The following is a 26,004-nucleotide window of genomic DNA, read 5'->3' as shown; positions in this document are numbered from 1 at the left end:
AAAGACAAGCACATCCTATATTTGGCTAGATCACTAAAAACACGACAATCATTCTTATCTATATGGGAAAAATTAAAGGATTTCTCTTTGCCGTACGACACAGAGAAATCCTAATGACCGATTTGGGTTTAAGGTTATTTCCTATTCGTTGTATTCACCCCCCCCCGTTAATTATTGTTAACTGCACGCATTTTTGCACAACTTTTTTGCGCAACCCCACTACCCTTTCGACCTTCGTTATCGCTCTGAGCCCTACCGCATCCCGCCCCATCGCCTCGGCCACGAGCGCTGCGAGCAGCATGGATGCCCACGCAGATACCATCGCGACATCGTCCAGCACGCTGTGTCTGCCGCGCTGCGCTGGGACTGTCGCCAGTCGGGGGCTCGGGCGCGTGGCAAGTCTTGTGGGTTTCCACCTTATTATATTATACGCGTACACGCGCGCGAGAAGGTAAAGCCAGGCACCTGCAAAGATGAATTATCTTAAAACCACGGCTTTTTGCAAACTTTTTGCATCAATTCGGACACCAATCCATGCAAAAACGCTATATTTGCAAATGACATAGCGACAATAACTCATAACCTATAATAGATTTACAACTAAAACGTTACAATTATGACCAACTTCATCCGAACCATCATTGCATCGCTGCTACTCATAGCCGGTAGCCAAAGCGTGCTGGGCCAGACCTTCTCGTCTATGGACGAAACGCAGCGCCAAAAAGAGCTTACCATGATAGCCCTAACCATCTACAAAAACCCTAAGTTCAGCAAATACTACTCCAAGTATGGGTACTGCGGCAGGTCGGAGATCTCTACCTATAACATCAAGGGAGAAGGAGAAGACAAAGACCGCAAGGAGTACTTGGGAACGCAACAATATGTGGTCAAACTATACTGCAAGAAGGGCGCTGACTGGGGAGAATTTCCCATTGCCAAAGTCTATGTGTCTGACAAGGCAGGAAAGGCATGGATGATAAGGTTCGGCAACGACAATATGATGTTCCCGTACTGGAATTTTCCAGAGATATTCAAATAGCGGGCATGTACACGGCGACATAGTACATCCCTACGCCCGCCCAAGACGCCAAAGAGCCGGTGGAGAATAGTTCTCTACCGGCTCTTTGTATCTATAGTCCGAGAGGCAGTGGTGCGCTCTTAGAATTCGGCAGTTTTGGGAGTACGTGGGAAAGGTATCACGTCACGGATGTTCTGCATACCGGTCACGAAGAGGATAAGGCGCTCGAAGCCGAGGCCGAAACCACCATGGGGGCAGCTTCCATACTTGCGGGTGTCGAGATACCACCACATATCCTTCATAGGGATGTTGCGACGGTTGATTTCGCCGATGAGCTTGTCATAGTTCTCCTCGCGCACGCTACCGCCGATAATCTCGCCAATCTGCGGGAAGAGCACATCGGTACCCTGCACGGTGCGGTCGTCGTCATTAATCTTCATATAGAAGGCCTTGATCTCCTTGGGATAGTCGGTCATGATGACGGGCTTCTTGAAGTGCTCCTCGACGAGGAAGCGCTCGTGCTCGCTGGCGAGGTCCATACCCCAGCTTACGGGGAACTCAAACTTGTGACCGTTGGCGACAGCCTCTTCGAGTATCTTGATACCCTCGGTGTAAGGCAGACGCACAAACTCTTCGGCCACAACCGAATGGAGGCGCTCCAGGAGAGTCTTGTCTATCATCTTGTTGAGGAACTCGAGGTCGTCCTTGCAGTGCTCGAGCGCCCAGTTGACGCAGTACTTGATGAAGTCTTCCTCGAGGTCCATCAGGTCGGCGAGGTCGATGAACGCCACCTCGGGCTCTACCATCCAGAACTCAGCCAGGTGGCGTGGAGTATTGGAGTTTTCGGCACGGAAGGTGGGGCCGAAGGTGTAGATAGAACCCAGGGCAGTAGCACCGAGCTCACCCTCGAGCTGTCCGCTCACAGTGAGTGATGTCTGCTTGCCGAAGAAGTCGTTGTCGTAGTTGATTTTGCCATCCTCGTCCTTCTTGAGGTCGTAGAGGTTCATCGTGGTGACCTGGAACATCTGGCCGGCACCCTCGCAGTCGCTCGCGGTGATGAGCGGAGTGTGGAAGTAGAAGAACCCGTGCTCGTGGAAGTAGGTGTGGATGGCCATAGCCATGTTGTGGCGGATACGCATCACGGCTCCGAAGGTATTGGTGCGCAGGCGCAGATGGCCGTACTGGCGCATATACTCAAAGGTCTGGCCCTTCTTCTGCATGGGATAGTCGCTGCCGCAGAGGCCGTAGACCTCGAGCTGCTCGCACTGGATTTCTACAGTCTGGCCGGCACCCTGGCTCTCTACCAGTGTACCCACGGCGCTGATGCAGGCTCCGGTGGTAATGTTCTTGAGCATCTGGGCGTCAAACTTGGCAGGGTCGACTACCACCTGGATGTTCTTGATGGTAGAACCGTCGTTGAGCGCAATAAAATCGACAGCCTTGCTGCTGCGGTGGGTACGCACCCATCCCTTTACATTTATCTCTTTTCCGAAATCGGTGCTCTTGAGGGCATCGACTACTTTAGTTCTTTTCATCTTTATCTATAGTCGTTTAGTTTCTGATTATTCGAAAGCACCCATGCGCAGCATGTCTACCTCTTTCTCGGTGAGATAGCGCCAGTCGCCGCGACGCAGGTTCTTCTTGGTAAGACCGGCAAACATCACGCGGTCGAGCTTGGTGACATGATAGCCCAGGCTCTCGAAGATACGGCGCACGATGCGGTTCTTGCCGCTGTGAATCTCGATGCCCACCTGGCTCTTGTCGTTGTCATCGGCATACTCGATGGCGTCGGCGTGCACTTCACCGTCTTCGAGGGTGATGCCGTCGGCTATCTGCTGCATGTCGTGAGCGGTGAGGTTCTTGTCGAGATATACGTGATATACCTTCTTCTTGAGGAACTTGGGATGGGTCAGCTTGCAAGCCAGCTCGCCGTCGTTGGTGAGCAGGAGCACTCCCATAGTATTGCGGTCAAGACGACCCACGGGGTAGATGCGCTCGGGGCAAGCGTCCTTGACGAGGTCCATCACGGTCTTGCGCTGCTGGGGATCATCCACTGTGGTGACATAGTCCTTGGGCTTGTTGAGCAGCACGTACACCTTCTTCTCGATGGTCACGGGCTGGTCGTGGAACTTCACCTCGTCGGTGCGCAGCACCTTGGTACCCAGCTCGGTCACTACCTGGCCGTTGACGGTGACCACGCCTGCCTGGATAAACTCGTCGGCCTCGCGGCGTGAGCATACGCCGGCATTGGCGAGGAACTTGTTGAGGCGCAGGGGCTCATTGGGGTCAATGTGGTCTTCCTTGTACTCGATGCGCTTCTTCATGCTATACTTTGCATGTGGGTCGTAGTCGGCTGTGCGCTGACGGTAGCCACCGCGTTGCTGACCGTAACCACCCTGCTGGCGGCCCTGATAACCTCCCTGCTGACGGCCCTGATAACCTCCCTGCTGACGGGGCTGGTAACCACCCTGCTGACGGGGCTGATAACCACCTTGCTGACGGGGCTGATAACCACCTTGCTGACGGGGCTGATAGCCACCCTGCTGCTGGCGGGGACGATAGCCACCCTGCTGCTGACGGGGCTGATAGCCACCCTCTTCGCCGTTGGCATTGTAGCGGGGACGGTAGCCACCCTGCTGCTGACGGGGCTGATAGCCACCCTCTTCACCATTGCTGTTGTAACGTGGACGATAGCCACCCTGCTGCTGGCGAGGCTGATAGCCACCCTGCTGGCGGGGCTGATAACCGCCCTGCTGACGGGGTTGGTAGCCGCCACCATTATTATAACGAGGGCGATAGCCGCCTGGCTGGCTGCCACCCGCAGCGCCCTGGAGATTGGCTCCAAAGCCCTCGGGGCGGAAACCACCCTCCTGATTGTTGTCACGATTATCACTGTAGGCGCGTGTGGTGCGAATACGGGGACGCTGTGGTCTGGCGCCTACACTCTTCTTCTCCTGTGAACCGAAACCGTCGGTTGCATCGCTGTTACCATTGTTCAGGTTCTGCGAATTGTTCTCTAAATCCATAATTTAATTGATAATACTTTATAGCCTCACGGCTGTTGTTAATAATAGGGTTATTGCGGTTATAATGTTGAGTTTACAAACCGGTGTAGTTGAGCGGGGTGATAGCCATCAGTTCGGCCTTCACACTGTCGCTCACGTTGAGCTGTCCGATGAATTCATGGATGGTCTGCTCGGTCATCTTCTGATTGGTGCGGGTGAGCGCCTTGAGCGCCTCATAGGGATGGGGATAGCCCTCACGGCGTAGGATGGTCTGGATGGCTTCGGCCACCACAGCCCAGGTGTTGGCCAGGTCGGCCTCGATGCGCTCTTCGTTGAGGATGAGCTTGCGCAGACCCTTGAGGGTGCTCTGGAAGGCAATGACGCTGTGGCCCATAGGCACACCGATATTGCGCAGCACGGTAGAGTCGGTAAGGTCGCGCTGGAGACGGCTTACGGGGAGTTTCTGGGCGAGGAACTGCAGCACGGCATTGGCGATGCCCAGGTTGCCCTCGCTGTTCTCGAAGTCGATGGGGTTGACCTTGTGGGGCATGGCACTCGAGCCAACCTCGCCGGCCTTGATTTTCTGCTTGAAATACTCCATGGAGATGTACATCCATACGTCGCGGTCCAAGTCGATGAGGATGGTGTTGATGCGGCGCATAGCGTCGAAGACCGAGGCCAGATGGTCGTAGTTGCTAATCTGGGTGGTATACTGCTCGCGCTCCAGTCCGAGCTTCTCGCTCACAAAGCGGTTGCCAAAGGACTTCCAGTCGTAGTCGGGATAGGCCACGTGGTGGGCATTGTAGTTGCCGGTGGCGCCACCAAACTTGGCGGTGAGCTTGCAGGCACGAAGGGTGGCCAACTGCTCCTGAAGACGGTAGACGAAGACCATAATCTCCTTGCCCAAACGCGTGGGCGAAGCGGGCTGGCCGTGGGTCTTGGCGAGCATGGGCACATCGCGCCACTCGTCGGCATACTGCTGCAGCTGGTCAATGACTTCCTCTACCTGGGGGCAGAAGACCTCGTTGAGCGCGTCCTTCACCGAGAGGGGCACGCTGGTATTGTTGATATCCTGAGAGGTAAGACCAAAGTGGATAAACTCCTTGTAGGCATCCAGACCGCCTATCTTGTCAAACTCTTCCTTGATGAAATACTCGACGGCCTTGACGTCGTGGTTGGTTATCATCTCGATATCCTTCACGCGCTGGGCGTCGGCCTCAGAGAACGACAGGTATATCTGGCGCAAGCGGGCAAACAGTGCATGGTCAAACGATGCCAGCTGGGGCAAGGGCAACTCGCACAAGGTAATGAAGTACTCGATTTCCACACGGACGCGATACTTGATAAGTGCATACTCAGAAAAATACTCGGCCAATGCCTCTGTCTTCCCTCTATAACGGCCATCTATAGGCGAAATGGCGGTCAACAAATCCAAATTCATATTCTATGCTTTATTTACTGCCCACAAAATTAATAATAATATCTGAAACAGAGCGTAAATGTATCGAAAAAAATAAAAAAAGAGTCTTAAAGCAGTTAACTTTAAGACTCTTCAACTTGGAGTGGGCGTTGACGGATTCGAACCGCCGACCCTCTGCTTGTAAGGCAGATGCTCTAAACCAGCTGAGCTAAACGCCCTTACTTTTCGTAAGCGATTGCAAAGGTAGCAACTATTTCTGACACCACCAAATGTTTTCCCATATTTTTTGAAAAAATCTTCAAAATCGTGGATTGCAGCGACGCGACCACGGATGCTTGCTGCGTGTTCACCGCTGCCCGAAGCGTATCTACGGATGCCCGCTGCGTGGTCACCGCTTCCGGCTGCTTGTTCATCGCAGCCCGCAACTTGTTCACCGCCGCCCGAAGTGTGCCCATGGGAACCGACTACGTGTCCACCACAGCCTGCTACGCCACGACAGTTTCCTGCTACGCCACTACGCTGATGGCGGATGGCACCCTCCGCGACGCATCGGGAGTCGGCAAGAGGACGATGGGCGCGCTTGGGGGAATAAAAAAATCCCGGCAAAGTCTCCTAAGAGAACTCTACCGGGAAAACACCCCAGTGGGCGTTGACGGATTCGAACCGCCGACCCTCTGCTTGTAAGGCAGATGCTCTAAACCAGCTGAGCTAAACGCCCTTACTTGTCGTAAGCGGTTGCAAAGGTAGTGACTTTTCTGCACTCCACCAAACTTTTCATGATGTTTTTTCTAAAAATATGCGATTTTTGTGGTTTTCGGGGGTATCAAGGGCGAAATGTACATGATTTTCGGCTTCACCGCCGTTACCATGGCGCAGGGCAAAAGGGCAGTGACGCGGCTGCAATTGGAGGAACAGAACAGGGAGGAAAGCCCGAGCGGCACCCCCTCCCCCACCATGACTGCGCAGCACACAGTGGCCGCCATCGCGACCATCACCCCTCGATTGCTGCCTGTCTCCGCTGCAAAGGGAGGCGCACGGATCGGCTCCAGAAGTGGAGATAGCCACGCAGAGACCATCGTCGACCACGCGTATCGTCCGACGCGGATGCTCGCACCTTCCGATACGAATGCGAGTGTCGTCCGATACGGAAGCACGTTTCGTCCGATACGAACCGGCGATGATGGTCAGGAGCGCGCCAACAATGGTCAGAACGCTTGCCGACGACAGTCAGCGAGACTAACGAAGACAATCAGGAGAATGTTGGAGGTGGTCATAATTCTCATGGAGGTGAACAAAAATTTCGTGGAGGTGGTCATAAATTTAGCGGAGATGGTCATAAATTTTGTGGAGGTGTTCAAAAATTTCGCGGAGATGGTCATAAATCTCTCAGAGATGGTCAGGAGGGTGGCGGGGAGAATCTGGGGGATTATCGGGAGTGCGGATAGTGTGGCGACGGTTAAAGACAGAACCCTGGGAACAGCGAGCAGCGATAGCTCTATCGACGGCGTGGTGGTAGTGGCGACTGCGGATTACACCTTATTAATATATATAAGCGGGAGAGTCAGCTCGGCAGGAAGGAGTATCAACACCATGGCCAGAAGGAGCAGCATGTTGGGCAGAAGGGGCTGTGTGATGGGCTGGAGAATTAACATAATACTCGGGAGGGTCTGCTCGGTAGGAAGGAGTATCAACGCCATGGCCAAAAGGAGCAGCATGTTGGGCGGAAGGGGCCGTGTGATGAGCCGGAGAATTAACATAATGCTCGGGAGTGTCAGCATGGAGGGCGGAACGGGCAGCATGGAGGGCGGAAGGGACAGCATGGAGGGCGCGAACGCGCAAACGGCGGTCGGGAGGGTAAGCTCGGCGGTCGGGAGTGTTCGGACAAAGGCAATAAAAAAGGGGAGTACCGAAGTACTCCCCTTGGATGTATTGCTAATATAAATTACTCAGCAACAGTAACAGTTGCACGACGGTTGAAAGAAACTGGAGACAGTTCATCAACGCCACCATTACCCTTAGTAGTAATGTTGTCGCGGCTTACGCCCATCTTAACGAGCTCGTCAGCAACAGTTGCAGCACGCTTCTCAGACAGTGCCTGATTGTAAGCGGGCTTACCGGTAGCGCTATCAGCGAAACCTGTAACAACCAACTTAGAGTTGTTGTCAACAGCGTACTTGGCGAGAGCCTGTACGTTTACGAGGTCCTTCTTAGAAGCAATCTTAGACTTGTTGATGTTGAAGAATACTGATACAGGAGTGTGTACGAGTTCCTTAACAGCAGGAGTCTCATTTGACTTTTCAGCCAGGAGCTTCTTCAGGCGAGCGTTCTCAGCGTTAGCGTCGTTGAGCTGTGCGTTGAGAGCGTCAATCTGAGACTGAGAAAGAGCCTTGATAGCGTCTACATCAGGAGTCTTGTCCCAAGAAGCCTTGCCCAGGTTGAAAGTAAGACCAACTTCACCATAGAGGTGGTTGTCGTGAGCATCCCAACCACGGCCAGTACCTGTGAAAGCAGCATTGCCATCCTTGTCGTTCTCGCTGGTAATCAGACCAAGTTCAACATTGATAGCGACCTTCTTGCTTACATAGAACTGGTTGAGGATACCAGCGCTGAGACCGAGAGCATAAGAGTTGTAGCTCATAGAACGGCCAAAGCCACCACCGAGGAAAGGAACGAAGTTCCAAACGCGCTCAGGGTTGTAACCATAGATAAGGTTGCTGAGGTTGAACAGAACCTGCTCCTGAGCTACCCAATACTTGTTACCTACGTCCTGACGTGCGGGAGTGTGGTTAACCTGCTTGCCCCAGATACCCTGTACCTTAGTACGGAGACCGATGCCGGGAGTGAACCACTTACCTACAGCAACAGCAACACCGGGGTTAGAACGGAAACCCTTCAGAGGGCTATGTGACAGGCCTGAGCCGTGCTCCTGACCTGAATACCATGCATTCCATTCACCACCAACCTGGATGAACCAGTTGCTCCAGAAAGAATTAGTTGCTACACTGTGCTTCAGTGTAGGATCTGCATCCTGTGCAAATGTGCACAGAGACACGCTGGCAAAAGCCAATACAATCAATAATTTTTTCATAACTTTTATATTAAACAATCAATAATCTCGTTGTTCGCTATTCACGTCGACGCGGGATGCCTTGCATTACGCGCACCTACGTATGTTAGTGTATGCAAAGTTAGTTAAATTTTCCATAGCTCTTATAGTTTTCTTCAAATAAATAGTTACAAAAAGCGTAAATACGTAAGTAATTTCAGTTTATTTATATTGCATAAACACTTTTTTACACATTTATGAACCTGGAGACGCCATTTTCTGGACCCAAGAGCAACAAAAGCCCCCGGTTCTGCCTCATTCTTGATGATTTAGAGGACAGAACCGGGGCTGGAGTAAGGCTGGAGCGGGATGATTAGCCCAGCAGTTTCTCTATCTCTTGCTGTTTGAGGATGCAGAGGATGTTTTTGCCGTCGGGCGAATAGTTGACATTGGAGCAGGCGAAGAGTTGGTTGACGATATTCTCCATCTCGACGTTGCTGAGCACTTGTCCCTGCGGGATGGCTGCATGTCGGGCCATGCTCGACGCAAGCCGATGATTGATATCGTCTTTGATGCCACTGCCCTTCTCGCGGGCGGCAGCCAGCATGTCGGTGATGAGGGCGGTGACGCTGATACCCTCGATGTCGGCGGGGATGGAGTTGACGGCATAGCTGTTGGCTCCGAGGTCGGTGAGTTCGAAGCCCATGTCAACGAGCTCGGGCATCACCTCCTGCAACATGGCCGCATCGTCGGGGGTGAGCTGCAGCACCTCGGGGAAGACCACTCGCTGGGCGTCACCCTTCTTGTTTTGCATCTGGAGGAGGTATTTCTCGAAGAGGATGCGGTAATGGGCGCGACACTGGTCGATAATCATAAGGCCCGACTTGACGGCGGTCATGATGTAACGGCCCTTGTACTGGTAGTGGACGGGCGAACGGTCGTCGGAGATATTGGCGTTGCTCACGGGCTTGGCGGCGAAGAAGTCTTCGCCCTCGCTGGCGTCGGCAGAGGGTGTGTCGGCATAGAGCTGCTGCCAGTCGCAGGGCACTGATGACGACGGCGACGAGGTGTCGGGGGTAAAGGGGTTGTAGTGGGGATTGTAGTTGACGCGCGGGGCCTCGACCTGGGGCGCGTGCTGGGTGAAGACGGGGATATCGGGACGGTCTTCGGTATCGAAGTCGATGGACGGCACATCGTTGAAGACGCCTATCGACTCGCGCACAGCGGCAGAGAGAATCTGCCAGATGGCCTGCTCGTTTTCAAACTTTATCTCGGTCTTGGTGGGGTGGATGTTGACATCGATATTGGCTGGCTCGATGGTGAAATAGATGAAGTATGGCACCTGTTCGCCCATCGGTATGAGTCGCTCGAAGGCTGCCATCACCGCCTTGTTGAAGTAGGGATGCTTCATGTAGCGCCCGTTGACAAAGAAATACTGCTGGGCGCCTTTCTTCTTGGATGTTTCGGGCTTGCCCACATATCCCTTGATGCTGCAGAGGGTGGTCTCTACCTCCACGGGGATGAGGTCGCTGTCCATCTTGCGTCCGAAGATGTCGGCAATGCGCTGGCGGAGACTTCCGGAGCGCAGATTGAACATCTCGGTGCCGTTGCTCGAGAGGGTAAAGGCAATGTCGGGATAGACCAACGCAATGCGCTCGAAGGCGGTGACGATGTTAGCGAGCTCGGTGGAATTGGACTTGAGAAACTTGCGGCGTGCGGGAACGTTGTAGAAGAGGTTTTCGATGAGGAAGTTGCTTCCCGACGGGCACGAACATGGTTCCTGACCTGTGAAGCGTGAGCCCGAGATAGACAGATGGGTGCCCAGCTCGTCGGCTTCTTGGCGAGTACGCAGTTCAATCTGTGCCACAGCGGCTATGGAAGCCAACGCCTCGCCTCGGAAGCCCATCGTGGTGAGTGCAAAGAGATCCTGGGCTTGTCGGATTTTGGACGTGGCGTGGCGCTCAAACGACAGTCGGGCGTCGGTCTCGCTCATTCCCTTGCCGTCGTCGATTACCTGAATCGCCGTGCGACCTGCGTCGGTCACGAGCACCTGAATGTGACGGGCACCGGCATCGACTGAGTTTTCGACAAGTTCCTTGATGACGCTGGCGGGACGCTGTATCACCTCGCCGGCGGCTATCTGGTTGGCCACCGAGTCGGGGAGTAATTGGATAATATCGCTCATAATGATGATTTGCTAAAGGAGGAAGATAAAAATGGTAAGAACGAGAAAGAGCATGAGCAGCGGGACGACGATGGCGCCCACCAACCTCATGGCGGCATCGCGCGACTGGCGGCGTCGCTCTGCCAATGCCGAAACGAAGAGCGGTCCGGCTGGCGAGGTCTCTGGCGCGGGAGTGGCGGAGGCGGCTGATGGCTTGGCGGAGGCGGCTGACGGCTTGGCGGCATCAGCTGATGAAACAGCGCCATCCCCCGCAGCGGTAAAGGAAGCCTCGTCTGCCGCCGCTTCCACCCTACTCTGTCTGAGACGGCGCATGGCTTCGTTGCGCTCATCTATATAAATATAGGTATGGTGGAAACCTTGCGGCTTGCGGCTATTCAACCAGCCCATCGTGGTCAAGATGTTGGAGAGGGGCCTCCTGACGCTTGCGCACCACGAGTCCTTCGCCGGCTTTCTTACCTCGCCAGTTGAAGATGTCATCCTTGTCGCGGGGCTTCAGGTCCTCGAGCCACACAAAGACATCGAGGCGCTCCGTGCCGGGCGGGATTTGCGTCATGGGGTACATCGTGCCTTGCGGCTTGCTTGCCCATACCTTCTCCAACTGACGCTCGGGCGAGAGAAACATGCGCAGGGTGTCGGTCTCCATGTAGTTGAGCGCCACAAGCGAACTGTCTTTCTCGTCGGTGTAGTAATACACGGTCCTCACGTTGCCTATGGCCTCGGTCTGGCGTATGCTGCCTGCTTCGAAGTAGGCATTCATCAGTCGCGACGACACCTGGTTGTAGTGCTGTTTGTCTGGCAACTGCTCTACCGAGAATGCCTGGCCGTCTACCTGTGCAAAGCGGATGGTCGAGTCGTTCATGTAGACGCGTATGACTTCGCCGAGCAACTGTCTGCCGCCGTTCCACACCACCGGGTCCTTGTACATGGTCATGCAGGAGTCCTGGCTGTTGAAGACGATAGAGTCGCTGATGGCCTGGACATCGGTGCGATAGACGCTGACGTGGTTGTAGCAGTGTATCTTGCGATAGACAGAGTCGGTATTGATATTGAAAGTGTAGATGCGGATAGAGTCGGAATGGGCGTAGAGCGTGTCGGCACTCTGCGAAAAGTCCTTGAGCAGCGCACGCTTGGTGGCATAGCCTTCGCCGGTCTTCTCGTTGTACTTGAGCTTGTCGCAGACGAGCGAGTTCTTGTTCTTCTTGTCGATGTAGACCACGCGTCCGTAGCCGTAGCTGTCGCCATCCTTGGCGTAGAAGAGGCTGTCGCCCTCGAGCACCTTCTGACTGTCCTCGAGTCGTGAGCGATTGAAGAGCTGGGCTTTGTCGGTCTTGGTGTCATAGTAGGCATCGGTGGTGAGCACCACGCCATCCTTGGTATGTATCGTCGAACCTGGGCCAACGATATGGGCCTGCGACTTGCGAGTATCGTAATAGAGAGTGTCGGTGGCGATGTCGGTGTCTTCGCTGCGCATACGCACATTGTAGTAGAAGACAGCCTCGCGGGTCTCAAGGTTGTACTTTCCCCAGTCAGCCACGAGCTTGTCCTTGCCGTCCTCGAGCACACCGCCCTCAAGGAAGTAAGCGTAGTTGTAGAGTCGGTCGTAGTTGAGACTGTCGGTTCTGAGCACCTGCTTGCGGTGGGTCAGCACCACATTGTAGCGTGCCGCCATACGCTGCTCCACGCCGTCGTAGTCGGCATAGCGGGAAGTGAGCGAGAGCGTGTCGCCCTGGCGGAAGCGCACGTTGCCGAAGGCCTTCACCGAGTTGGACTCCTGAAAGAAGTAGGCACTGTCGCACCAGAGCTCGGCACCCTGGTGGCGGAAGTGGACACGTCCCTTGGCTATCTGCGCATCGGGGTTCATGCCATAGTGGTCAAACTTGAGTTCATCGGAATGGATGAGATAAATCTTCTCATCCTTGCCTTTGGGCTTGTGCTTCTTCTGCGTCACCACCGACTGCACGCAAAGCGCAAAAAAGCATAGAACTGCGACCAATGCAATTCTATGCCCTGATAAATATATCTTTACTTGTTTACCTTTCGTCATTTCACCCAACCTTGGTATTCAAAATCACAGTTCTTGTATCTGTCGGCCATCCAAACATACGTATGTTTGATTTTGTCGACCACCCAGTTGTGCAGTTTTTCCTCGCGCATCTTGTTGAGCACGATGTTCTTGAGCAGCTGGTAGTCCTCTGCCAGCGTAGCGCGATGACCGGGGATGCGGCTCTTGAGCTTGATGACGGCGCAGACCTTCTGTCCCTTCGCGTTAATCATCTCAAAGGCTTTTGACACATCGCCCACCTGCATGTTTTCCACCTGCTGTGCCACCTCTGTGGGCAGCGCCTTCATCTGGAAACGTGATGTTCGGCCTTCCTCTGTCTGGCTTGTGGCCATAAGTCCATTGTTGTTGCGGGTATCCTTGTCGTCCGAGATGTAAGAGGCAGCCTCTTCAAACGAATACTTGCCCTCGCGGATTTCGTCGGCGATAGAGTCAAGGCGCAGGCGCGTCTTCTCGACCACCTCCTGGTCTACCTTGGGTTTGCGCAGGATATGGCGCACCTTGATACGGTCGCCTCGCTTGTCGATGAGCTGGATGATATGGAAACCGAACTCAGACTCCACAATCTTGGAAATCTTCTTGGGGTCGGTGAGGTTGAATGCCACATTGGCGAAGGCTGGGTCTAGCATACCGCGACCTACATAGTCGAGCTCACCGCCACGACGGGCTGACTCGGGGTCCTCTGAGTAGAGGCGCGCCAGCGTGGCAAACGATGTCTCGCCACGGGTTACGCGGTCGGTGAAGTTGCGCAGCTCCTCCTTGACCTTGTTTACCTCTTCACGGGTAGCCTTGGGCTGGCGGGTGATAATCTGCACCTCGACCTCTACTGGCACGAAGGGCAGACTGTCTACGGGCAGCTTGTCGAAGTACTTGCGCACCTCGCTCGGAGTCGTCGCCACATCCTTTACCAGTTCCTTGCGCATCTTCTCTATACGCTGCTGGTTCTTGAATTCATCACGCATCTGCTGGCGCATTTGGGCTACGGTCTGGTTGCGATACTCTTCGAGCTTCTCCTTTGAGCCCGCCATCGAAATCCAGTAGTTGATCTGCTGGTCTATGCTTGTGGTCACTTCGCTCTCAGACACCTCGATAGAGTCTATCTCGGCCTGATGGAGGAAGAGCTTCTGCACTGCCATCTGTTCAGGGATGGCACAGTCGGGGTCTCCTTTCCACTGCATGCCTTCCATCTGTCCCTGCAGGCGCATAGTCTCGACATCCGACTTGAGGATGGGCTCGTCGCCCACCACCCAGATTACTTCGTCGACCACAGCCGACTCGGGCACGTTGGCCACTGTGTCTTTAGCTACCTTGACGGTATCTTTGGGCGCCTGGCCTTTCATGACCCACTGGCCCTTGCCAGCCATCGCGTTGCCGCCGGCTATCAGCGTGAGGGCGGCGGCACCTATACCTATTTTATATATATTCTTCATCTTCTAATGTTTGTTTACCGTGTTTACCACATCCTCGTTGACCGTGAAAGTATACCGCTTACGCAACTCCCCGACCCACTTCTCCTCGAGATACTCCTGATAGTCGGCCACCACGAGGGCGTTCACGTCGGCTGCCTCTTTAGGGGCCTTGAGTTTCTTGCCATAGACGGCGTCGAAGGGGAAGTCCTTGTTGGGCTTGGCCTCATCGCCGGTCTTGAAGACCAGTCGGTCGATGGTTTTGTTGTCGCCTTTGACGAATATACCTTTCTCTACGCGTATGCGCAGGATGCTGTCATTGTTGAATGTGGTGCGCAGCCGCTCAGCCCATTTGTCAAAGGGCAGCCCCTTCACCGCCTTTTTCACCGCGGCGATGTCTGCCTTGGTACGGGTGTGATAGGCAATGCCTTTGTAGTGAGGCTCAGTCCACTTGTAGCGCTTGCGGTTGGCCTTGAAGTAGTTCTCCTGACCTTCCTTGTCGTTCTGGGCTTTCTCCCATACGGTGCGGTTGCTCATTTCAAAGAGCAGCAGACCGTCGTGATACTCCTGGATGAGGTAGCGCAGCTCGGGCTGCTTGGCCTCGAGTTCCTTCATGCGGGCGGTGAGCACCTCTTCGTGCGACACCTTGCTGCCCTGCTGGCGCGCTATCGAGTCGATGCGCTGGTTGATGATGGCCTCGACCATTCCCCTGCGTTCTACAAACTGCAGGATTGACGCGCGCAGTGTGTCGTAGGGCATACACATGCGGCGGTCTTTCATCAGGATGATATGCCATCCTGCCGGCGACTCAAAGGGACGGCTCATCTGCCCTTTCTCGAGGGCGTAAGCCTGGGTTTCAAACTCTTTGAGCGTTTGTCCGTGCTCTATCCACGGCAGTTCACCACCCTGCTGGGCAGAGCCCTTGTCGTCAGAGAGACGGCGAGCCACGTCGGCAAAGTCGGCTCCCGCCTGCAGCACGCTGTAGATTGAGTCTATGCGCGCCTTGGCTGCAGCCACCTTCTCCGGAGTGGTCTTCTGGCGCAGCATCACGAGGATATGCGCCGGCTTTACCAGTCCGCCGTTGCCATCCACACGCTGCCGGTATTCGGCATAGACGCTCTTGGCCTGGGCCTCCACGTCTTCGGGTGTGACAAACGATGGACGTATCTGCTGGTCACGGTAAGTGGCAAACTCCTTGCGAAACGACTCCATCGTGTCCAGTTTCGCGTCGAGAGCCGCCTCTACCTTCAGCTTGTAGTTGATGAACAAATCGACATACTCCTTCACGCTCTTGCGGTCTATGACGCCCGCATTGTTGTTTTTGTTGTACGAGTACTCAAACTCCGAGCGCAGCACAGGCTTGTTGTTGACCGTCATGATGACGGGGTCGCTCTGAGCATGAACTGGGCTGCCCCACCAGAGTGCGGCAGCCATCAGTAGTATTGTTGTTTGTTTCATCTTGCTCTATACCTTATTATATATATTACTCGTGGCGGCTGTAGTTAGGCGCCTCACTGGTGATGGTGATGTCGTGGGGATGACTCTCCAGCACACCAGCATTGGTGATACGGGTAAACTTGGCATTGTGCAGCAGGTCGATGGTGGCAGCTCCACAGTAGCCCATACCCGAGCGCAGACCGCCAATGAGCTGGTAGATAACCTCCTGTACAGTTCCCTTGTAGGGCACGCGGCCGGCGATGCCTTCGGGCACCAGTTTCTTCACGTCGGTGGTGTCGCCCTGGAAGTAGCGGTCCTTAGAGCCATTCTTCTGCTCCATAGCCTCGAGCGAACCCATACCGCGATAGCTCTTGAACTTACGACCGTTGAAGATGATGGTATCGCCAGGACTTTCCTCGGTACCGGCAACGAGCGAACCTATCATCACCGACGAACCGCCGGCAGCGAGAGCCTTGACAATGTCGCCCGAGTAGCGCAGACCGCCATCGGCAATCAGTGGCACGCCAGTACCCTGGAGTGCAGAGTAGACGTCGTAGACAGCGCTCAGCTGGGGCACACCCACACCGGCTACCACACGGGTAGTACAGATTGAGCCCGGGCCGATGCCCACCTTGATGGCGTCGGCACCATTGTCTACCAGCATCTTGGCTGCGGCACCTGTAGCCACGTTGCCCACCACGATGTCTATACCGGGGAAGGCAGCCTTGACCTCGCGCAGCTTCTCTACCACGCCCAGTGAGTGACCGTGGGCTGTGTCTATCACGATGGCATCGGCACCTGCGCCCACCAGGGCTGCAGCGCGCTCCAGCGTGTCCTTGGTGACGCCCACTCCGGCAGCCACACGCAGACGACCCTTGTCGTCCTTGCAGGCCATAGGTTTGTCCTTGGCCTTGGTAATATCCTTATAGGTGATAAGACCCACGAGATGGTTCTCGGCATCTACCACCGGGAGTTTCTCTATCTTATGTTCCTGCAGTATCTGTGCAGCCGCAGCCAAGTCGGTCTGCTGATGGGTGGTCACCAGATTCTCGCTGGTCATCACCTCGTCGATGGTCTTGTCCAGGCGACGCTCGAAGCGCAGGTCGCGGTTGGTGACGATACCTACCAGATGGTTTTCCTCATCCACTACGGGTATGCCGCCGATGTGGTAGTCGTGCATCATGGCCAGCGCATCCTGCACGGTGCGGCCCTTGCGTATGGTCACGGGGTCATAGATCATACCGTTCTCAGCACGCTTCACGATTGCCACCTGACGGGCTTGGTCGTCGATGCTCATGTTCTTGTGTATCACACCGATACCTCCCTCGCGGGCAATGGCGATGGCCATCGACGACTCGGTCACGGTGTCCATGGCAGCCGTCACAAAAGGCACATTGAGCTCAATATGGCGCGAAAACATGGTTTTCAACTCTACCGTCTTGGGCAACACTTCTGAATAAGCGGGAATCAAGAGGACGTCGTCGAAAGTGAGACCGTCCATCACTACTTTATCTGCAACAAATGATGACATATGTATTTTTGAAATTTATTGCATGCAAATTTAGCAATAAAAATTCATTCACGAGTGTGTTTTCCCGATTTTCTATCACAATTAATTGTATTTAACGCTGAAAGGGCGACTCCCATCAGGCCCGCTCTGACACATCCGAGATGCCTCACGACGATTACGACCACGACCGTAGTCTCTATCCAGACCGCGGTGGTTGACGGCAGCAGGGAGCGCACCGACACTGGCAGGAAGCGGCGAGACATTATCAAGGAGCAGCAAGACACCGCAAAGCCGACACCCTCAGATGTCGCCGTGACCATCATCAGACTGATTGCAGACCGCGAAACAGTCATTTCACAGTCTGCAATCGTCATATCCTGCCGCGAAATACTCCTATCGCGCCGCGCATCTACATTATTCAGCATCCCGGCAGAGTCTGCGGTCGCCGGCGTACCTTTGCCACAGTCCTCTGCCCGGTGCTTGTCCATCTCCTTGCCCGTCTACACCTTGCCCACCGCGGTGGGGTGTACGGCGCTACTTCGCCGTGGGCGCTTTCTTCAGGTCGTCATTATAGATAGAGTGACGCGAGCGCTTGGTCTTGGAGTACTTCATGTCGCCCAGACGATAGCTGACGCCTATGCTGATACCTTGACGCGAATAGCGTCTGTCCGACTGGCTCTGATAGCCGGGGCCTTGAGTATAGGTAGTGCGGGTGAGCCACTTATGAAACGGGTCGGCGGCACGCAGCGACACGATGAGCCGCTTGCTGCGCAGGAACGGACGCGACAGCGAGAAGTAGTTATACACGAGACCGTCTACCCTATCCTGCAGCGTGATGTCTCTCGACCGCGCCGACAGGATGGCATAGAGCGAGATGTCTGCGGGCAGCCTCCACGACAGGTTGAGGTCTGCGTTGCCGGTCCATCCGTGGTTCTGCAGCTGGCGGCTGGGCGCTCTGAGGTCTATATAGGCGGCTCCCATGCTCAGCGTGAGCCAGAGCTTGGAGGTGAGGTTCCACTTGTAGTAGACATTCACAGCCGTACGCTCCACCTTGCCTACATTGAGATAGGTGGTATAGACGGCACCGGGCGCGGCATAGTGCTTGCCGTTGTCGAAATACTCGCCCCCGTCGCCTATCAGTCTGCTATAGCTCTCGATACCATTGCTCAGATGGCGGTAACTCAGGCTCAGACTGAGGTTGGTCTTGCGGGTAAACCATCCATAGGTGGCGCCCAGGTTATAGCTGTTTTCTGCATCCAGGCTGCTGTTGCCCTGCACGATGTACTGCGGGTTCTGGTTGTTGAAGTAGGGGTTGAGATAGTATATACTGGGGCGTGCCAGCCTCTTGCCGTACTCCAGCCTCAGCGACTGGGCCTTGGCGAGCTTCAGGTTGACCCTCACCGACGGCACCACGTTGGCGTAGTGGCTCGAGTAGTTGCCCTCTGCGCCTATGGGCCCTGCCAGATACTTGATGTCCTGATAGGTATATTCGTAGCGCAGGCCCGGCATCACCGAGACGGTCTTTCCGCGGTAGGTATAGCTGAGATAACCGCCCACGATGTCATTGCGGTTTTTGTAGTGGTTGCTCCGCAGGTCGTTGTGAGCCCACTGCCCCGACATGGCCCTGCTGTCATAGAGGTCGTTCTGGCTCTCGTTGTTGCGCAGGATGTACTTGGCGCCCACTTCCAGCGTGTGCTGCCGCCCCAGCGGTGTGCTATAGTCCAGCTGCAGGGTGTGTTCGTTGGTCTTGTTGTCACGGTTGGAGCGGTTGTCATAGAGTTGGAGCTGTTCTATCAGGCTCGCCGTGCCGCCACTCACGATGTCGGCATACTGGGTGATGTCCTTGCTGTGCGACGGACCGGTACTCAGCTGATACGACAGCGTGGTGACGCGCTGGTGGTTGCGCCTTCCGTTGCGCTGGTAGTCCAGATTAAGGGTGCCGTTGAGCATCGAGTTCTTCAGATTGCCATGGCGCAGATACGAGTAGTCTGCCTGACTGTTGCCCTGGCTCCACATGCCGGTACGCTCGTCACTCATCATGTGCTGTTGGGCGCCCATACCCGTCAGCGAGAAGGTAATCATCTGCACGCTGTCTATCTCGTAGCTGGCGTTGACCGAGGCAAACTCGGTGTTGTCCTGCGGCTTGGTGCTGTTCACGCTCTTGAGTTGGGTGGTGCCACCCGCGCCGTAGCCATTGCGCAGCAGCGACGTCCTGTCCTCGGGCGCCAGTATGCGGTTGTAAGAGAAGTCGGCGTCAAAGGCAAACCGTCCTATCTTGCTCATCGTCATCACGCTGCCGTTGTAGGCCGTCGTACCTGCATCGGCCGACAGGGTGGTAAGATGGCCCTCATACTGCGAGCGCATCACGATGTTGATAACGCCGCCTATGCCCTCGGCATCATACCGGGCACCCGGCGAGGTGATGACTTCAATGCTCTTGACCATCTCGGCAGGCAGACTGCGCAGCACCTCCTTGGGGTTGCGCGTGACGGCGGTCTTGCGACCGTTCTGCAGGATGAGAAACTTCTTGGTGCCGTTCATCTCTATATTGCCGTCGCCGTCTACGCTTATCAGTGGCACCTTGCCCATCATCTCCGAGAGTCGCAGTATCTTGGCGTCGGGGTCCGACGCCACATCGTAGGTCAGCTTGTCCACATCCATCGTCACCAGCGGTTTCTGTGCATCCACCGTTACCTCTTTCAGCATCTTCACATCATCGGCGACATAGACGGCTCCTATGTCCATGACTTCCTGTCCCTCCGTCAGAGCGAAGCGACGGGGCTCTGCCACTCTGCCCACCATGGCTGCGGTGACGGTGTATGGGCCGGGCATGACGGGCACCACCACCTCAAATCGGCCAACGCTATCGGCCAGCACCTTCTTCACGCCGGTGCCCGGCAGCGACTTGTGTGCCACGCATACGGTAGCCATCATCTCGGGCTCGCCGGTCTCCTTGTCCATCACCGTTCCCGTAACCTTGCACGTCGGGGCAGTGGCGGGCGTCTGGGCGCCCATCGGCATCGCAAACATGACAGCCAGTACTGTCAGCATCATTGATAGTGGTTTCATAGGCTTATAGTTTTATTACACATTCACAAAGCGTAGCTCCGCAAAACTCCTGGATTAGAAAGGAATGTCCAAATGTAAAAAGAAAAAACGATACGGCAGTCTTTTTCCTCGTTTTTTTACGTTCCCCGTGCATTTTTTTCATTTCCACGCTGATTATGTGGCCATTTGTGTCGCCGATGACCACTCCGGCAGCCACTTCCACCATCGGGCGACGGCTGCCGACCTGCTCTGCCACCCTCTGCTGCCGTTGCAGAGATGCCGCATGGCTCTGCCCAGGCGAGAGGATGACCACAGACTGCACCGTGTAACCGGCAGAAAAGTTATTGCAAACGATTAGGCTTATGGATGAGCCACCTCAGGTTCTGAGCCGCCAGCGAACCTCACTCCTTGGCTGACTATACAGGAAGAGCGGCTTGAAAGAGTGGCATTGCCCACCCTTTCAAGCCGCTTGTCGTTGCGCCCGCCCTATATACATTATATTATATATAGACGCGCCACTACCCTTGTCGGTCTTATGCGTTTCCAGACGACACACACGCAGCCACCGCCTCTTGCCAGAGGCGACAAGAGGCGGTCCGGGTGTATGGGCAGCCTATTTCAGACGCTGCGCCAATCTGCCGAGATACTCTATGCCATAGACAGGCCATAGCGGCACCTTGCGCACATTGGTCCTTACCGCCGGTATGTCGAGCGCCAGGAAGAGCAGAGTCATGCTGCCGCTCATCCAGACCACGATGCCGTAAATCTGCTTGAGGGCTACGCTCATTATACTGTGTATATACTGCTCCATAAAGGCAGGGAAATTCATCTGCGACAGGTCCAGACGCGTCAGCGTGAGCCCTTGGCCGTAGCGGGCTATGTCGTCGTTCATGAACCAGGAGAACCAGTGGGTGTAGATGCCATATCCGGCAGCACCGGCGAGATACATGTGAAAGATATTGAACACGAAGAGCCCCATGAAGAACTGTTCCAGACTGGGGGCAGACTCGTTGAGAGCCCACATGAGCGTGGCGGCGAGAATGGCATAAGCCGCACCACGGCAGATGATAGGCAGACGGAACTGCTCGATGTTGACCTGCATGTCGAGTCTGAAGTACATGAGCAGGGCATAAGCCAGGATGAAGCCGAAGCCAAGGGCAAAGAGTTTCCACACCTTCCACTTCATCACCTTGAGCCACAACAGGTCGATGGCTATGCCCAGATAGACGCCGGGCAGCGCCCATAAGAGCAGTTGTGCCTTGGTATGCTCTTCCAGCCGTATCACCTCGGTATAGAGTATTTCCTCGAGGGTGTGCTCGCAGCCTAAGAGCAGCTCGCCCATAGTCACCACCACCATGATGGGCACTATGTTGCGCAGCCTGAAGATTCTCAAGTCTACATAGGGATTGGCCACCCTGAGCAGTCTGTGTACCACCACGCCCGCCAGAGCCAGCGCCACGCCCGTCAGGATGCGCAGTGTGCGGCTGTCCATCCACATCTTGTAGTCGCCATAGACAAAGATGTAGGACAGCACGAGCATGAGCAGACTGATAAGCAGACCGTTGCAGAAGTCAATGCCACGCAGGCTTATCCTGTTGGGCATGGGGCAGAAGGGGCGGCACATCACCAGCTGCACGCCCACCACCACGCACATGGCGCCGATGATGAATACGTGCATCATCTGCCAGGTGAAGTGATAGCCGAACCACGCCGCCAGGAAGGCGCTGCCCTCGATAGACGTGAGCAGCACGATGTGGAGCACGGGGAAGAACACGGCAAAGTCGCGGCGGGGAGTTATCCACAGCTGGATGTTGCTCATCAACTCAAAGGTGCCTTGCAGCTTGGCCATGCCGCCTATGAAGCACACCACCAGCAGTAGCGGCATGAAGGTGGTATGGATGGTCACGAGGTTGGTCACGGCTATGACCACCGCCGAGGTGATGAGCAGCTGCTGGTTGGTAAAGCTGAACTTCATGCGGAAGAGCATGGGGAAGTAGATGGCCATGCCGGCAAGACTGGCATAGAGCAGCATCATCAGGTCTTCTATCATGAAGTTGGTGGAACCCTGGATGGCCTCAAGCGAACCCAGGTACATACTGCCAGAGAACTGGATGCAGAACGCACACAGCACATATATCCACGGCCGGATGCACCGTGGCACCCAGTCGCGGAACATGGGCATATTGAAGCCCATGCCTGCTGTCTGTGGGGGAGGAGGCATTGGTATCATAATCGTCCTTGGCGTCGTAATCAGTATTTCACCTCACACTCCACGTTGTACCCGGCATGCAGGCGGGCAAGGTCTTTGGCGCTGTTGCCGTCGAGGGCGATGCGCACGGTGACGCGCTGCTCTACCTTGACAAAGTTGCCGGTGGCATTGTCGACGGGAAGGAGCGAGAAGGCGCTGCCCGTGGCACGGCTGATGCGCTCCACGCGACCCCGATAGACGATACCGGGCACGGCATCGACGGTGAGCCGCGCCTCAGACCCTTCGTGGATATGGTCGAGCTGGCTCTCCTTGTAGTTAGCCTCGACCCACAGGCTGCCCGCATCGACGATGTTTACCAGGGTCTGACCGGGCTGCACGAGCATGCCCTCCTGGATGTCCTTGGTACCCACCACGCCGTCGCAGGTGGCGATGATGTAGCAGTAGGAGAGGTTGAGCTGGGCCAGCTGGACGGCAGCCTGGGCGAGTCGCAGCGTGCTGATAGAGGCAGATAGGTGGTGGCCCTGTTCGGTCTTGACGCTGGTCTGGGTGGCACGCGAGCGAGCCGCCTGCTCGTATCGGGCTTTGGCACTGAGGTAGGCAGTATGCACGTTGTCATACTGCTGGCGGGTCACAGCCTCCTTGGCGAGCAGGGCTTCGAAGCGGGCGTCCTCGCGACGGGCGTTGTCCAGATGGGCACGGGCTTCCTCGATGCTGGCATCGGTCACCTGCATGCCCGCTTCGGTGGTGGCTATGCTGGAGCCAGTGGCCTTGGAGCCCTCTTCGGCGCGGGCAAGGTCGGCCTGGGCCTGGGCCAGACGCAGACGAAACTCGGTGTCCTCGATGACCACCAGGGTGTCGCCCTTCTTGACGTGCTGGAACTCCTCAAACCTTACCTCCTTGACGAAACCCTGCACACGGGTGTTCTGTGGAGTGACGTGCTGTCGCACACGGGCGTTGTCGGTAAACTCTACATGGCCGAAGTGGCCGAAATTGACAATGACGATACTGGCTCCGATGACAATGAGCAGGAGCACCACGCTGTTGTAAACGTATTTCTTGATATTCTTCATCTTGATGGTTGTTGCGGGTCAGCCGGTGGCGACCCTTGGGTTGGTGTATAGGGTATGGGGCGTAGGGGTGCCGGTGGCTACAGTTGCCCAGCTATGTACTTCATCTTATAATAGGCATAGGCGATGTTGATGCGCGCATCGACCTCGCCCAGTTCGGCGTCGAGCTTCATATTGGTAGCGTCTATCATGTCGGTGATGAGCGCCAGCTGGTTGAGATAGCGGTTGTTGACCACCTGATAGTTCTGGCGCGCCAGCTCCACGCTCTTCTGCTGGGTTTCGAGCTCGGTATAGCTCTGCAGGTAGAGGGTGTAGGCAGCCTGTATGTCGTTGTTTACCTGCTCGGCAGCCACCTCCTTGCGCTCGGCGGCGTTGCGGGAGTTGAGCCGGGCCTGCGCCAGCTTGCGGTTGCTCTTGAAGAGCGCCGACAGCTGATACTGCACGCCCACGCCCACATACCACACGTTGAGGTTCTTGTCTACGGGCGGCAGTTCAAAGGTGATGGGGCCGTTGAAGTTGTTCTGCGCCACGAGAGCCACCTTGGGCAGCAGTTCGCTCTTGGCGATGCGCTCCTGTTGGCGTGCCATCTGCTCGCCCACGCCCGCCATCACCAGTTTAGGGCTTGCCGCCACGGCTGCAGTCTGCCAGTAGGCTTCGCCATCCTTGCCATAGAGGGCAGAGCAGGCATCGTCGGCAGGCTCTATCGCATAGTCTATAGGCAGTCCGAGCGTGTTGCAGAGCTGGTGGTTGAGTATGCGGCGGCTGTTGTGCAGCTGGGTAAGACTCAGACGGAGCCGCTCCATCTGCAGTTCGTATCGGGTGATGTCGTTCTTGAGCGCCACGCCCTGCTGTTGCTTCTCGGTAATGTTGTCGATGAGCTTCTGGGTGAGCGCGATGTTGTTCTCTACCACCCTCTCGCGGTTTGCGGTCTTCATCAGGTCCAGATACTGGCCCAGAGCGATGAAGCGCTGGTTCTGCAGATTGAGAGCCAGCTCGGCCCGAGCCTGGTCGGCACCCAGTTGTGCCAGACGGATGCCTGCATCGATGGCTCCGCCGGCATAGACGGTCTGGCGGGCATCTACCACCAGCTGGTTGCCGAAGTGGGGCGAATGGAGGCCATGCACATGGGCAAAGTCGCGGTCGGTGAGCACTGCATTGCCGATATAGCTGGCAGAAACCTGGGCTCCCACATCGGGCAGACGCTGGCTGCGGGCTGCCCTGACACCCTCGTCGGCAGCTGCCACAGCAGTCTTGCCCGCGCGGATGGTGCGGTTGTGCTGGTCTATCAATCCAAACATGTCTCCGATGGTCATCCTGTGCTCATTCTGAGCATGAGCGTTGGTCGTAATGGCGATACACACGGTTATCGCATAGAATAGTCTTCTGTTCATATCTTTTCTAAAAATCGGTGCAAAGGTAGTTACTATTTGGGAAGCAACAGTGAATAAAAATACGCCAGAATTTGACATTTTGGGAAACTTGGAGTAATTTTGCAGCATGCAAGAGACCCAACTTACCACCATCAGCAGTGCCGTCTTCGACGGCGAGAGCCACTCCCTCGACCGGGGAGCCATCATCTACAGCCACAGGGGCATCGCCTCGGTGCGTATCAACTTCGACCACTGGGATATGCAGGGCGAGAGCGTGCTTATCATGTTTCCTGGAGATGTTATAAAATGGGAAATGATGGACGACGACTTCTCTGCCGACGCCATCATCTACAGCAGCGACATACTGCGTACGGCGAGCCTCAACATCGAGCACACGGTCTACGATACGCTCAGGGCCGACCGCCGGTGTGGCTACCCCGAGCTCATCGCCCATGTCGTAGACAGCATGTTCCGTATCTTCCGCTTCTATTTCACCGTAGAGCACTACACGCTCACCGACCGCATCGTGACCCTGCAGCTGCAGGCGTTCTTCCTGGGTTTCTACGACTATCTGCTCGCCAATCCCCGCGAGCCGGGCAATGACCGCGGCACCCAGCGCAAGGTAGAGCTGTTCAACCGGTTTATGCAGCTGCTCGAAGACGAATACCGCTTGGGACACGAGGTAAACTACTATGCGCAGCGCATGAACATCTCGCGCAAGTATCTGGGGCTCATCGTCAGCGACAGGACTGGCGTATCGCCCAAGCGCATCATCGACGAGTACATCATGCTGAGGCTCAAGCTCGCCCTGCGTACCTCCAAGCGCAGTCTGAAGCAGATAGCCGACGACTACAACTTCTCTGACCAGAGCGCTCTTACCCGCTACTTCCGCCATCATGCGGGGCTGTCGCCACAGCAGTACCGTCTGCGCCAGTAGGCTGCACGGCAGCGGGAGCCGCAAGCCACGCAGCCCGGCAGAGCGTGCATGACCAGATGGTGGGGCAACCCTCATGGGCGACGTGGGGAGCGCCCCCGCCGGCTCGTTTCAATAGGTACGAGAGCTCGTGACTTACGATACGTGCGCTCGTGACATAAGGCACGCGGGCTCGTGACTTATGTTACGAGCCGACAGCCATGACCTCCACGGCGACAGACATGGCGGCGGGCGCGCTGTCAGCGTTAAACAATCTTAAGAAACGGGGCTGCGGCATCCATAATCGGCGT

The 26,004-nt window shown here is 55.7% G+C and carries 20 protein-coding genes and 2 tRNA genes; 5 read left to right on the top strand and 17 right to left on the bottom strand.

Annotated elements, in window-relative coordinates:
- Window positions 1–193 precede the first annotated feature (193 nt).
- Both CIK92_RS13320 and CIK92_RS03520 read left to right on the top strand, forming a co-directional pair.
- Complete coding sequence (locus CIK92_RS13320; RefSeq protein WP_144289320.1) at window positions 194–487, top strand: hypothetical protein; 294 nt, start codon at window positions 194–196, stop codon at window positions 485–487.
- Window positions 488–616: 129 nt separating this feature from the next.
- The gene (locus CIK92_RS03520) at window positions 617–1,039 is read left to right on the top strand and encodes a hypothetical protein (protein ID WP_094388185.1); all 423 of its coding nucleotides are present in this window, start codon (window positions 617–619) and stop codon (window positions 1,037–1,039) included.
- Between the two features lie 119 nt (window positions 1,040–1,158).
- Here CIK92_RS03520 and asnS read toward each other — a convergent pair whose 3' ends face one another.
- The 6 genes from asnS to CIK92_RS03490 form a co-directional block, all read right to left on the bottom strand.
- On the bottom strand, window positions 1,159–2,553 hold the full coding sequence (gene asnS / locus CIK92_RS03515; protein ID WP_022311674.1) for an asparagine--tRNA ligase: 1,395 nt from the start codon (window positions 2,551–2,553) through the stop codon (window positions 1,159–1,161).
- Window positions 2,554–2,580: 27 nt separating this feature from the next.
- Entirely contained in the window at window positions 2,581–4,044 is a 1,464-nt protein-coding gene (locus CIK92_RS03510) for a pseudouridine synthase (RefSeq protein WP_022311675.1), read from the bottom strand.
- A 73-nt stretch (window positions 4,045–4,117) separates the two neighbouring features.
- Window positions 4,118–5,464: an adenylosuccinate lyase gene (gene purB / locus CIK92_RS03505; protein ID WP_022311676.1), complete on the bottom strand. Its 1,347-nt coding sequence runs from the start codon at window positions 5,462–5,464 to the stop codon at window positions 4,118–4,120.
- 122 nt (window positions 5,465–5,586) lie between these two features.
- A tRNA-Val gene (locus tag CIK92_RS03500) sits at window positions 5,587–5,661 on the bottom strand.
- Window positions 5,662–5,898 (bottom strand): hypothetical protein, encoded by a 237-nt coding sequence (locus CIK92_RS03495; protein ID WP_094388184.1) that lies wholly within the window; start codon window positions 5,896–5,898, stop codon window positions 5,662–5,664. It lies immediately after the preceding tRNA gene.
- Between the two features lie 188 nt (window positions 5,899–6,086).
- A tRNA-Val gene (locus tag CIK92_RS03490) sits at window positions 6,087–6,161 on the bottom strand.
- Between the two features lie 116 nt (window positions 6,162–6,277).
- On the opposite strand from CIK92_RS03490, the gene CIK92_RS03485 reads away from it, so the two are divergent.
- The gene (locus tag CIK92_RS03485; protein ID WP_094388183.1) at window positions 6,278–7,384 is read left to right on the top strand and encodes a hypothetical protein; all 1,107 of its coding nucleotides are present in this window, start codon (window positions 6,278–6,280) and stop codon (window positions 7,382–7,384) included.
- Window position 7,385: 1 nt separating this feature from the next.
- On the opposite strand, the gene CIK92_RS03480 is transcribed toward CIK92_RS03485, so the two are convergent.
- From CIK92_RS03480 to CIK92_RS03445, 8 genes are all read right to left on the bottom strand, one after another.
- Entirely contained in the window at window positions 7,386–8,531 is a 1,146-nt protein-coding gene (locus CIK92_RS03480; protein ID WP_094384891.1) for an OmpA family protein, read from the bottom strand.
- A gap of 331 nt (window positions 8,532–8,862) precedes the next feature.
- Window positions 8,863–10,674 carry a DNA mismatch repair endonuclease MutL gene (gene mutL / locus CIK92_RS03475; protein ID WP_094384889.1) on the bottom strand — a complete coding sequence of 604 codons (1,812 nt, stop codon included), beginning with the start codon at window positions 10,672–10,674 and terminating at the stop codon, window positions 8,863–8,865.
- Between the two features lie 12 nt (window positions 10,675–10,686).
- Window positions 10,687–11,061, bottom strand: a complete 375-nt coding sequence (locus CIK92_RS03470) for a hypothetical protein (protein ID WP_094388182.1) — start codon at window positions 11,059–11,061, stop codon at window positions 10,687–10,689.
- On the bottom strand, window positions 11,045–12,718 hold the full coding sequence (locus tag CIK92_RS03465; RefSeq protein ID WP_022311681.1) for an OstA-like protein: 1,674 nt from the start codon (window positions 12,716–12,718) through the stop codon (window positions 11,045–11,047). The genes CIK92_RS03470 and CIK92_RS03465 overlap by 17 nt, the downstream gene beginning before the upstream one ends.
- Window positions 12,715–14,163 (bottom strand): peptidylprolyl isomerase, encoded by a 1,449-nt coding sequence (locus CIK92_RS03460; RefSeq protein ID WP_094388181.1) that lies wholly within the window; start codon window positions 14,161–14,163, stop codon window positions 12,715–12,717. The genes CIK92_RS03465 and CIK92_RS03460 overlap by 4 nt, the downstream gene beginning before the upstream one ends.
- 3 nt (window positions 14,164–14,166) lie before the next feature.
- The gene (locus CIK92_RS03455) at window positions 14,167–15,597 is read right to left on the bottom strand and encodes a peptidylprolyl isomerase (RefSeq protein WP_094388180.1); all 1,431 of its coding nucleotides are present in this window, start codon (window positions 15,595–15,597) and stop codon (window positions 14,167–14,169) included.
- A gap of 25 nt (window positions 15,598–15,622) precedes the next feature.
- Window positions 15,623–17,107: an IMP dehydrogenase gene (guaB, locus tag CIK92_RS03450; RefSeq protein ID WP_022311684.1), complete on the bottom strand. Its 1,485-nt coding sequence runs from the start codon at window positions 17,105–17,107 to the stop codon at window positions 15,623–15,625.
- Between the two features lie 513 nt (window positions 17,108–17,620).
- Complete coding sequence (locus CIK92_RS03445; protein ID WP_094388179.1) at window positions 17,621–20,155, bottom strand: outer membrane beta-barrel family protein; 2,535 nt, start codon at window positions 20,153–20,155, stop codon at window positions 17,621–17,623.
- 155 nt (window positions 20,156–20,310) lie between these two features.
- Here CIK92_RS03445 and CIK92_RS13670 point away from each other — a divergent pair, with 155 nt between their 5' ends.
- Window positions 20,311–20,463 carry a hypothetical protein gene (locus CIK92_RS13670; protein ID WP_158214726.1) on the top strand — a complete coding sequence of 51 codons (153 nt, stop codon included), beginning with the start codon at window positions 20,311–20,313 and terminating at the stop codon, window positions 20,461–20,463.
- Window positions 20,464–20,747: 284 nt separating this feature from the next.
- Here the strand turns inward: CIK92_RS13670 and CIK92_RS03435 are convergent, their stop codons facing one another.
- From CIK92_RS03435 to CIK92_RS03425, 3 genes are all read right to left on the bottom strand, one after another.
- Window positions 20,748–22,364, bottom strand: coding sequence for a hypothetical protein (locus tag CIK92_RS03435; protein WP_094388177.1), 1,617 nt, complete (start codon window positions 22,362–22,364; stop codon window positions 20,748–20,750).
- 20 nt (window positions 22,365–22,384) lie between these two features.
- Window positions 22,385–23,419 (bottom strand): HlyD family secretion protein, encoded by a 1,035-nt coding sequence (locus CIK92_RS03430; RefSeq protein ID WP_371594010.1) that lies wholly within the window; start codon window positions 23,417–23,419, stop codon window positions 22,385–22,387.
- Between the two features lie 71 nt (window positions 23,420–23,490).
- Window positions 23,491–24,801, bottom strand: coding sequence for a TolC family protein (locus CIK92_RS03425; RefSeq protein WP_094388175.1), 1,311 nt, complete (start codon window positions 24,799–24,801; stop codon window positions 23,491–23,493).
- Between the two features lie 106 nt (window positions 24,802–24,907).
- Between CIK92_RS03425 and CIK92_RS03420 the strand changes: the two genes are divergently transcribed.
- Window positions 24,908–25,717 carry a helix-turn-helix domain-containing protein gene (locus tag CIK92_RS03420; RefSeq protein WP_094388174.1) on the top strand — a complete coding sequence of 270 codons (810 nt, stop codon included), beginning with the start codon at window positions 24,908–24,910 and terminating at the stop codon, window positions 25,715–25,717.
- Window positions 25,718–26,004 lie beyond the last annotated feature (287 nt).

It is taken from the genome of Prevotella sp. P4-67 (genome assembly GCF_002251325.1).
In the GTDB taxonomy this organism is placed as follows: domain Bacteria; phylum Bacteroidota; class Bacteroidia; order Bacteroidales; family Bacteroidaceae; genus Prevotella.
The sequence above is the reverse complement of the archived record's forward strand: the minus strand, read 5'-3'. Positions and strand labels throughout refer to the sequence as shown.

What these genes read in the sequence shown, in the direction of transcription:
- CIK92_RS03485 (WP_094388183.1), top strand. Translation starts at nt 6,278, where the DNA reads ATGTACATGATTTTCGGCTTCACCGCCGTTACCATGGCGCAGGGCAAA.
- CIK92_RS03510 (WP_022311675.1), bottom strand. Translation starts at nt 4,044, where the DNA reads ATGGATTTAGAGAACAATTCGCAGAACCTGAACAATGGTAACAGCGAT.
- CIK92_RS13670 (WP_158214726.1), top strand. Translation starts at nt 20,311, where the DNA reads ATGTGGCCATTTGTGTCGCCGATGACCACTCCGGCAGCCACTTCCACC.
- purB (WP_022311676.1), bottom strand. Translation starts at nt 5,464, where the DNA reads ATGAATTTGGATTTGTTGACCGCCATTTCGCCTATAGATGGCCGTTAT.
- CIK92_RS03460 (WP_094388181.1), bottom strand. Translation starts at nt 14,163, where the DNA reads ATGAAGAATATATATAAAATAGGTATAGGTGCCGCCGCCCTCACGCTG.
- asnS (WP_022311674.1), bottom strand. Translation starts at nt 2,553, where the DNA reads ATGAAAAGAACTAAAGTAGTCGATGCCCTCAAGAGCACCGATTTCGGA.
- CIK92_RS03420 (WP_094388174.1), top strand. Translation starts at nt 24,908, where the DNA reads ATGCAAGAGACCCAACTTACCACCATCAGCAGTGCCGTCTTCGACGGC.
- CIK92_RS03455 (WP_094388180.1), bottom strand. Translation starts at nt 15,597, where the DNA reads ATGAAACAAACAACAATACTACTGATGGCTGCCGCACTCTGGTGGGGC.
- CIK92_RS03520 (WP_094388185.1), top strand. Translation starts at nt 617, where the DNA reads ATGACCAACTTCATCCGAACCATCATTGCATCGCTGCTACTCATAGCC.
- CIK92_RS03470 (WP_094388182.1), bottom strand. Translation starts at nt 11,061, where the DNA reads ATGGGCTGGTTGAATAGCCGCAAGCCGCAAGGTTTCCACCATACCTAT.
- CIK92_RS03445 (WP_094388179.1), bottom strand. Translation starts at nt 20,155, where the DNA reads ATGAAACCACTATCAATGATGCTGACAGTACTGGCTGTCATGTTTGCG.
- mutL (WP_094384889.1), bottom strand. Translation starts at nt 10,674, where the DNA reads ATGAGCGATATTATCCAATTACTCCCCGACTCGGTGGCCAACCAGATA.
- guaB (WP_022311684.1), bottom strand. Translation starts at nt 17,107, where the DNA reads ATGTCATCATTTGTTGCAGATAAAGTAGTGATGGACGGTCTCACTTTC.
- CIK92_RS03480 (WP_094384891.1), bottom strand. Translation starts at nt 8,531, where the DNA reads ATGAAAAAATTATTGATTGTATTGGCTTTTGCCAGCGTGTCTCTGTGC.
- CIK92_RS03435 (WP_094388177.1), bottom strand. Translation starts at nt 22,364, where the DNA reads ATGATACCAATGCCTCCTCCCCCACAGACAGCAGGCATGGGCTTCAAT.
- CIK92_RS03425 (WP_094388175.1), bottom strand. Translation starts at nt 24,801, where the DNA reads ATGAACAGAAGACTATTCTATGCGATAACCGTGTGTATCGCCATTACG.
- CIK92_RS03495 (WP_094388184.1), bottom strand. Translation starts at nt 5,898, where the DNA reads ATGGGCACACTTCGGGCGGCGGTGAACAAGTTGCGGGCTGCGATGAAC.
- CIK92_RS03465 (WP_022311681.1), bottom strand. Translation starts at nt 12,718, where the DNA reads ATGACGAAAGGTAAACAAGTAAAGATATATTTATCAGGGCATAGAATT.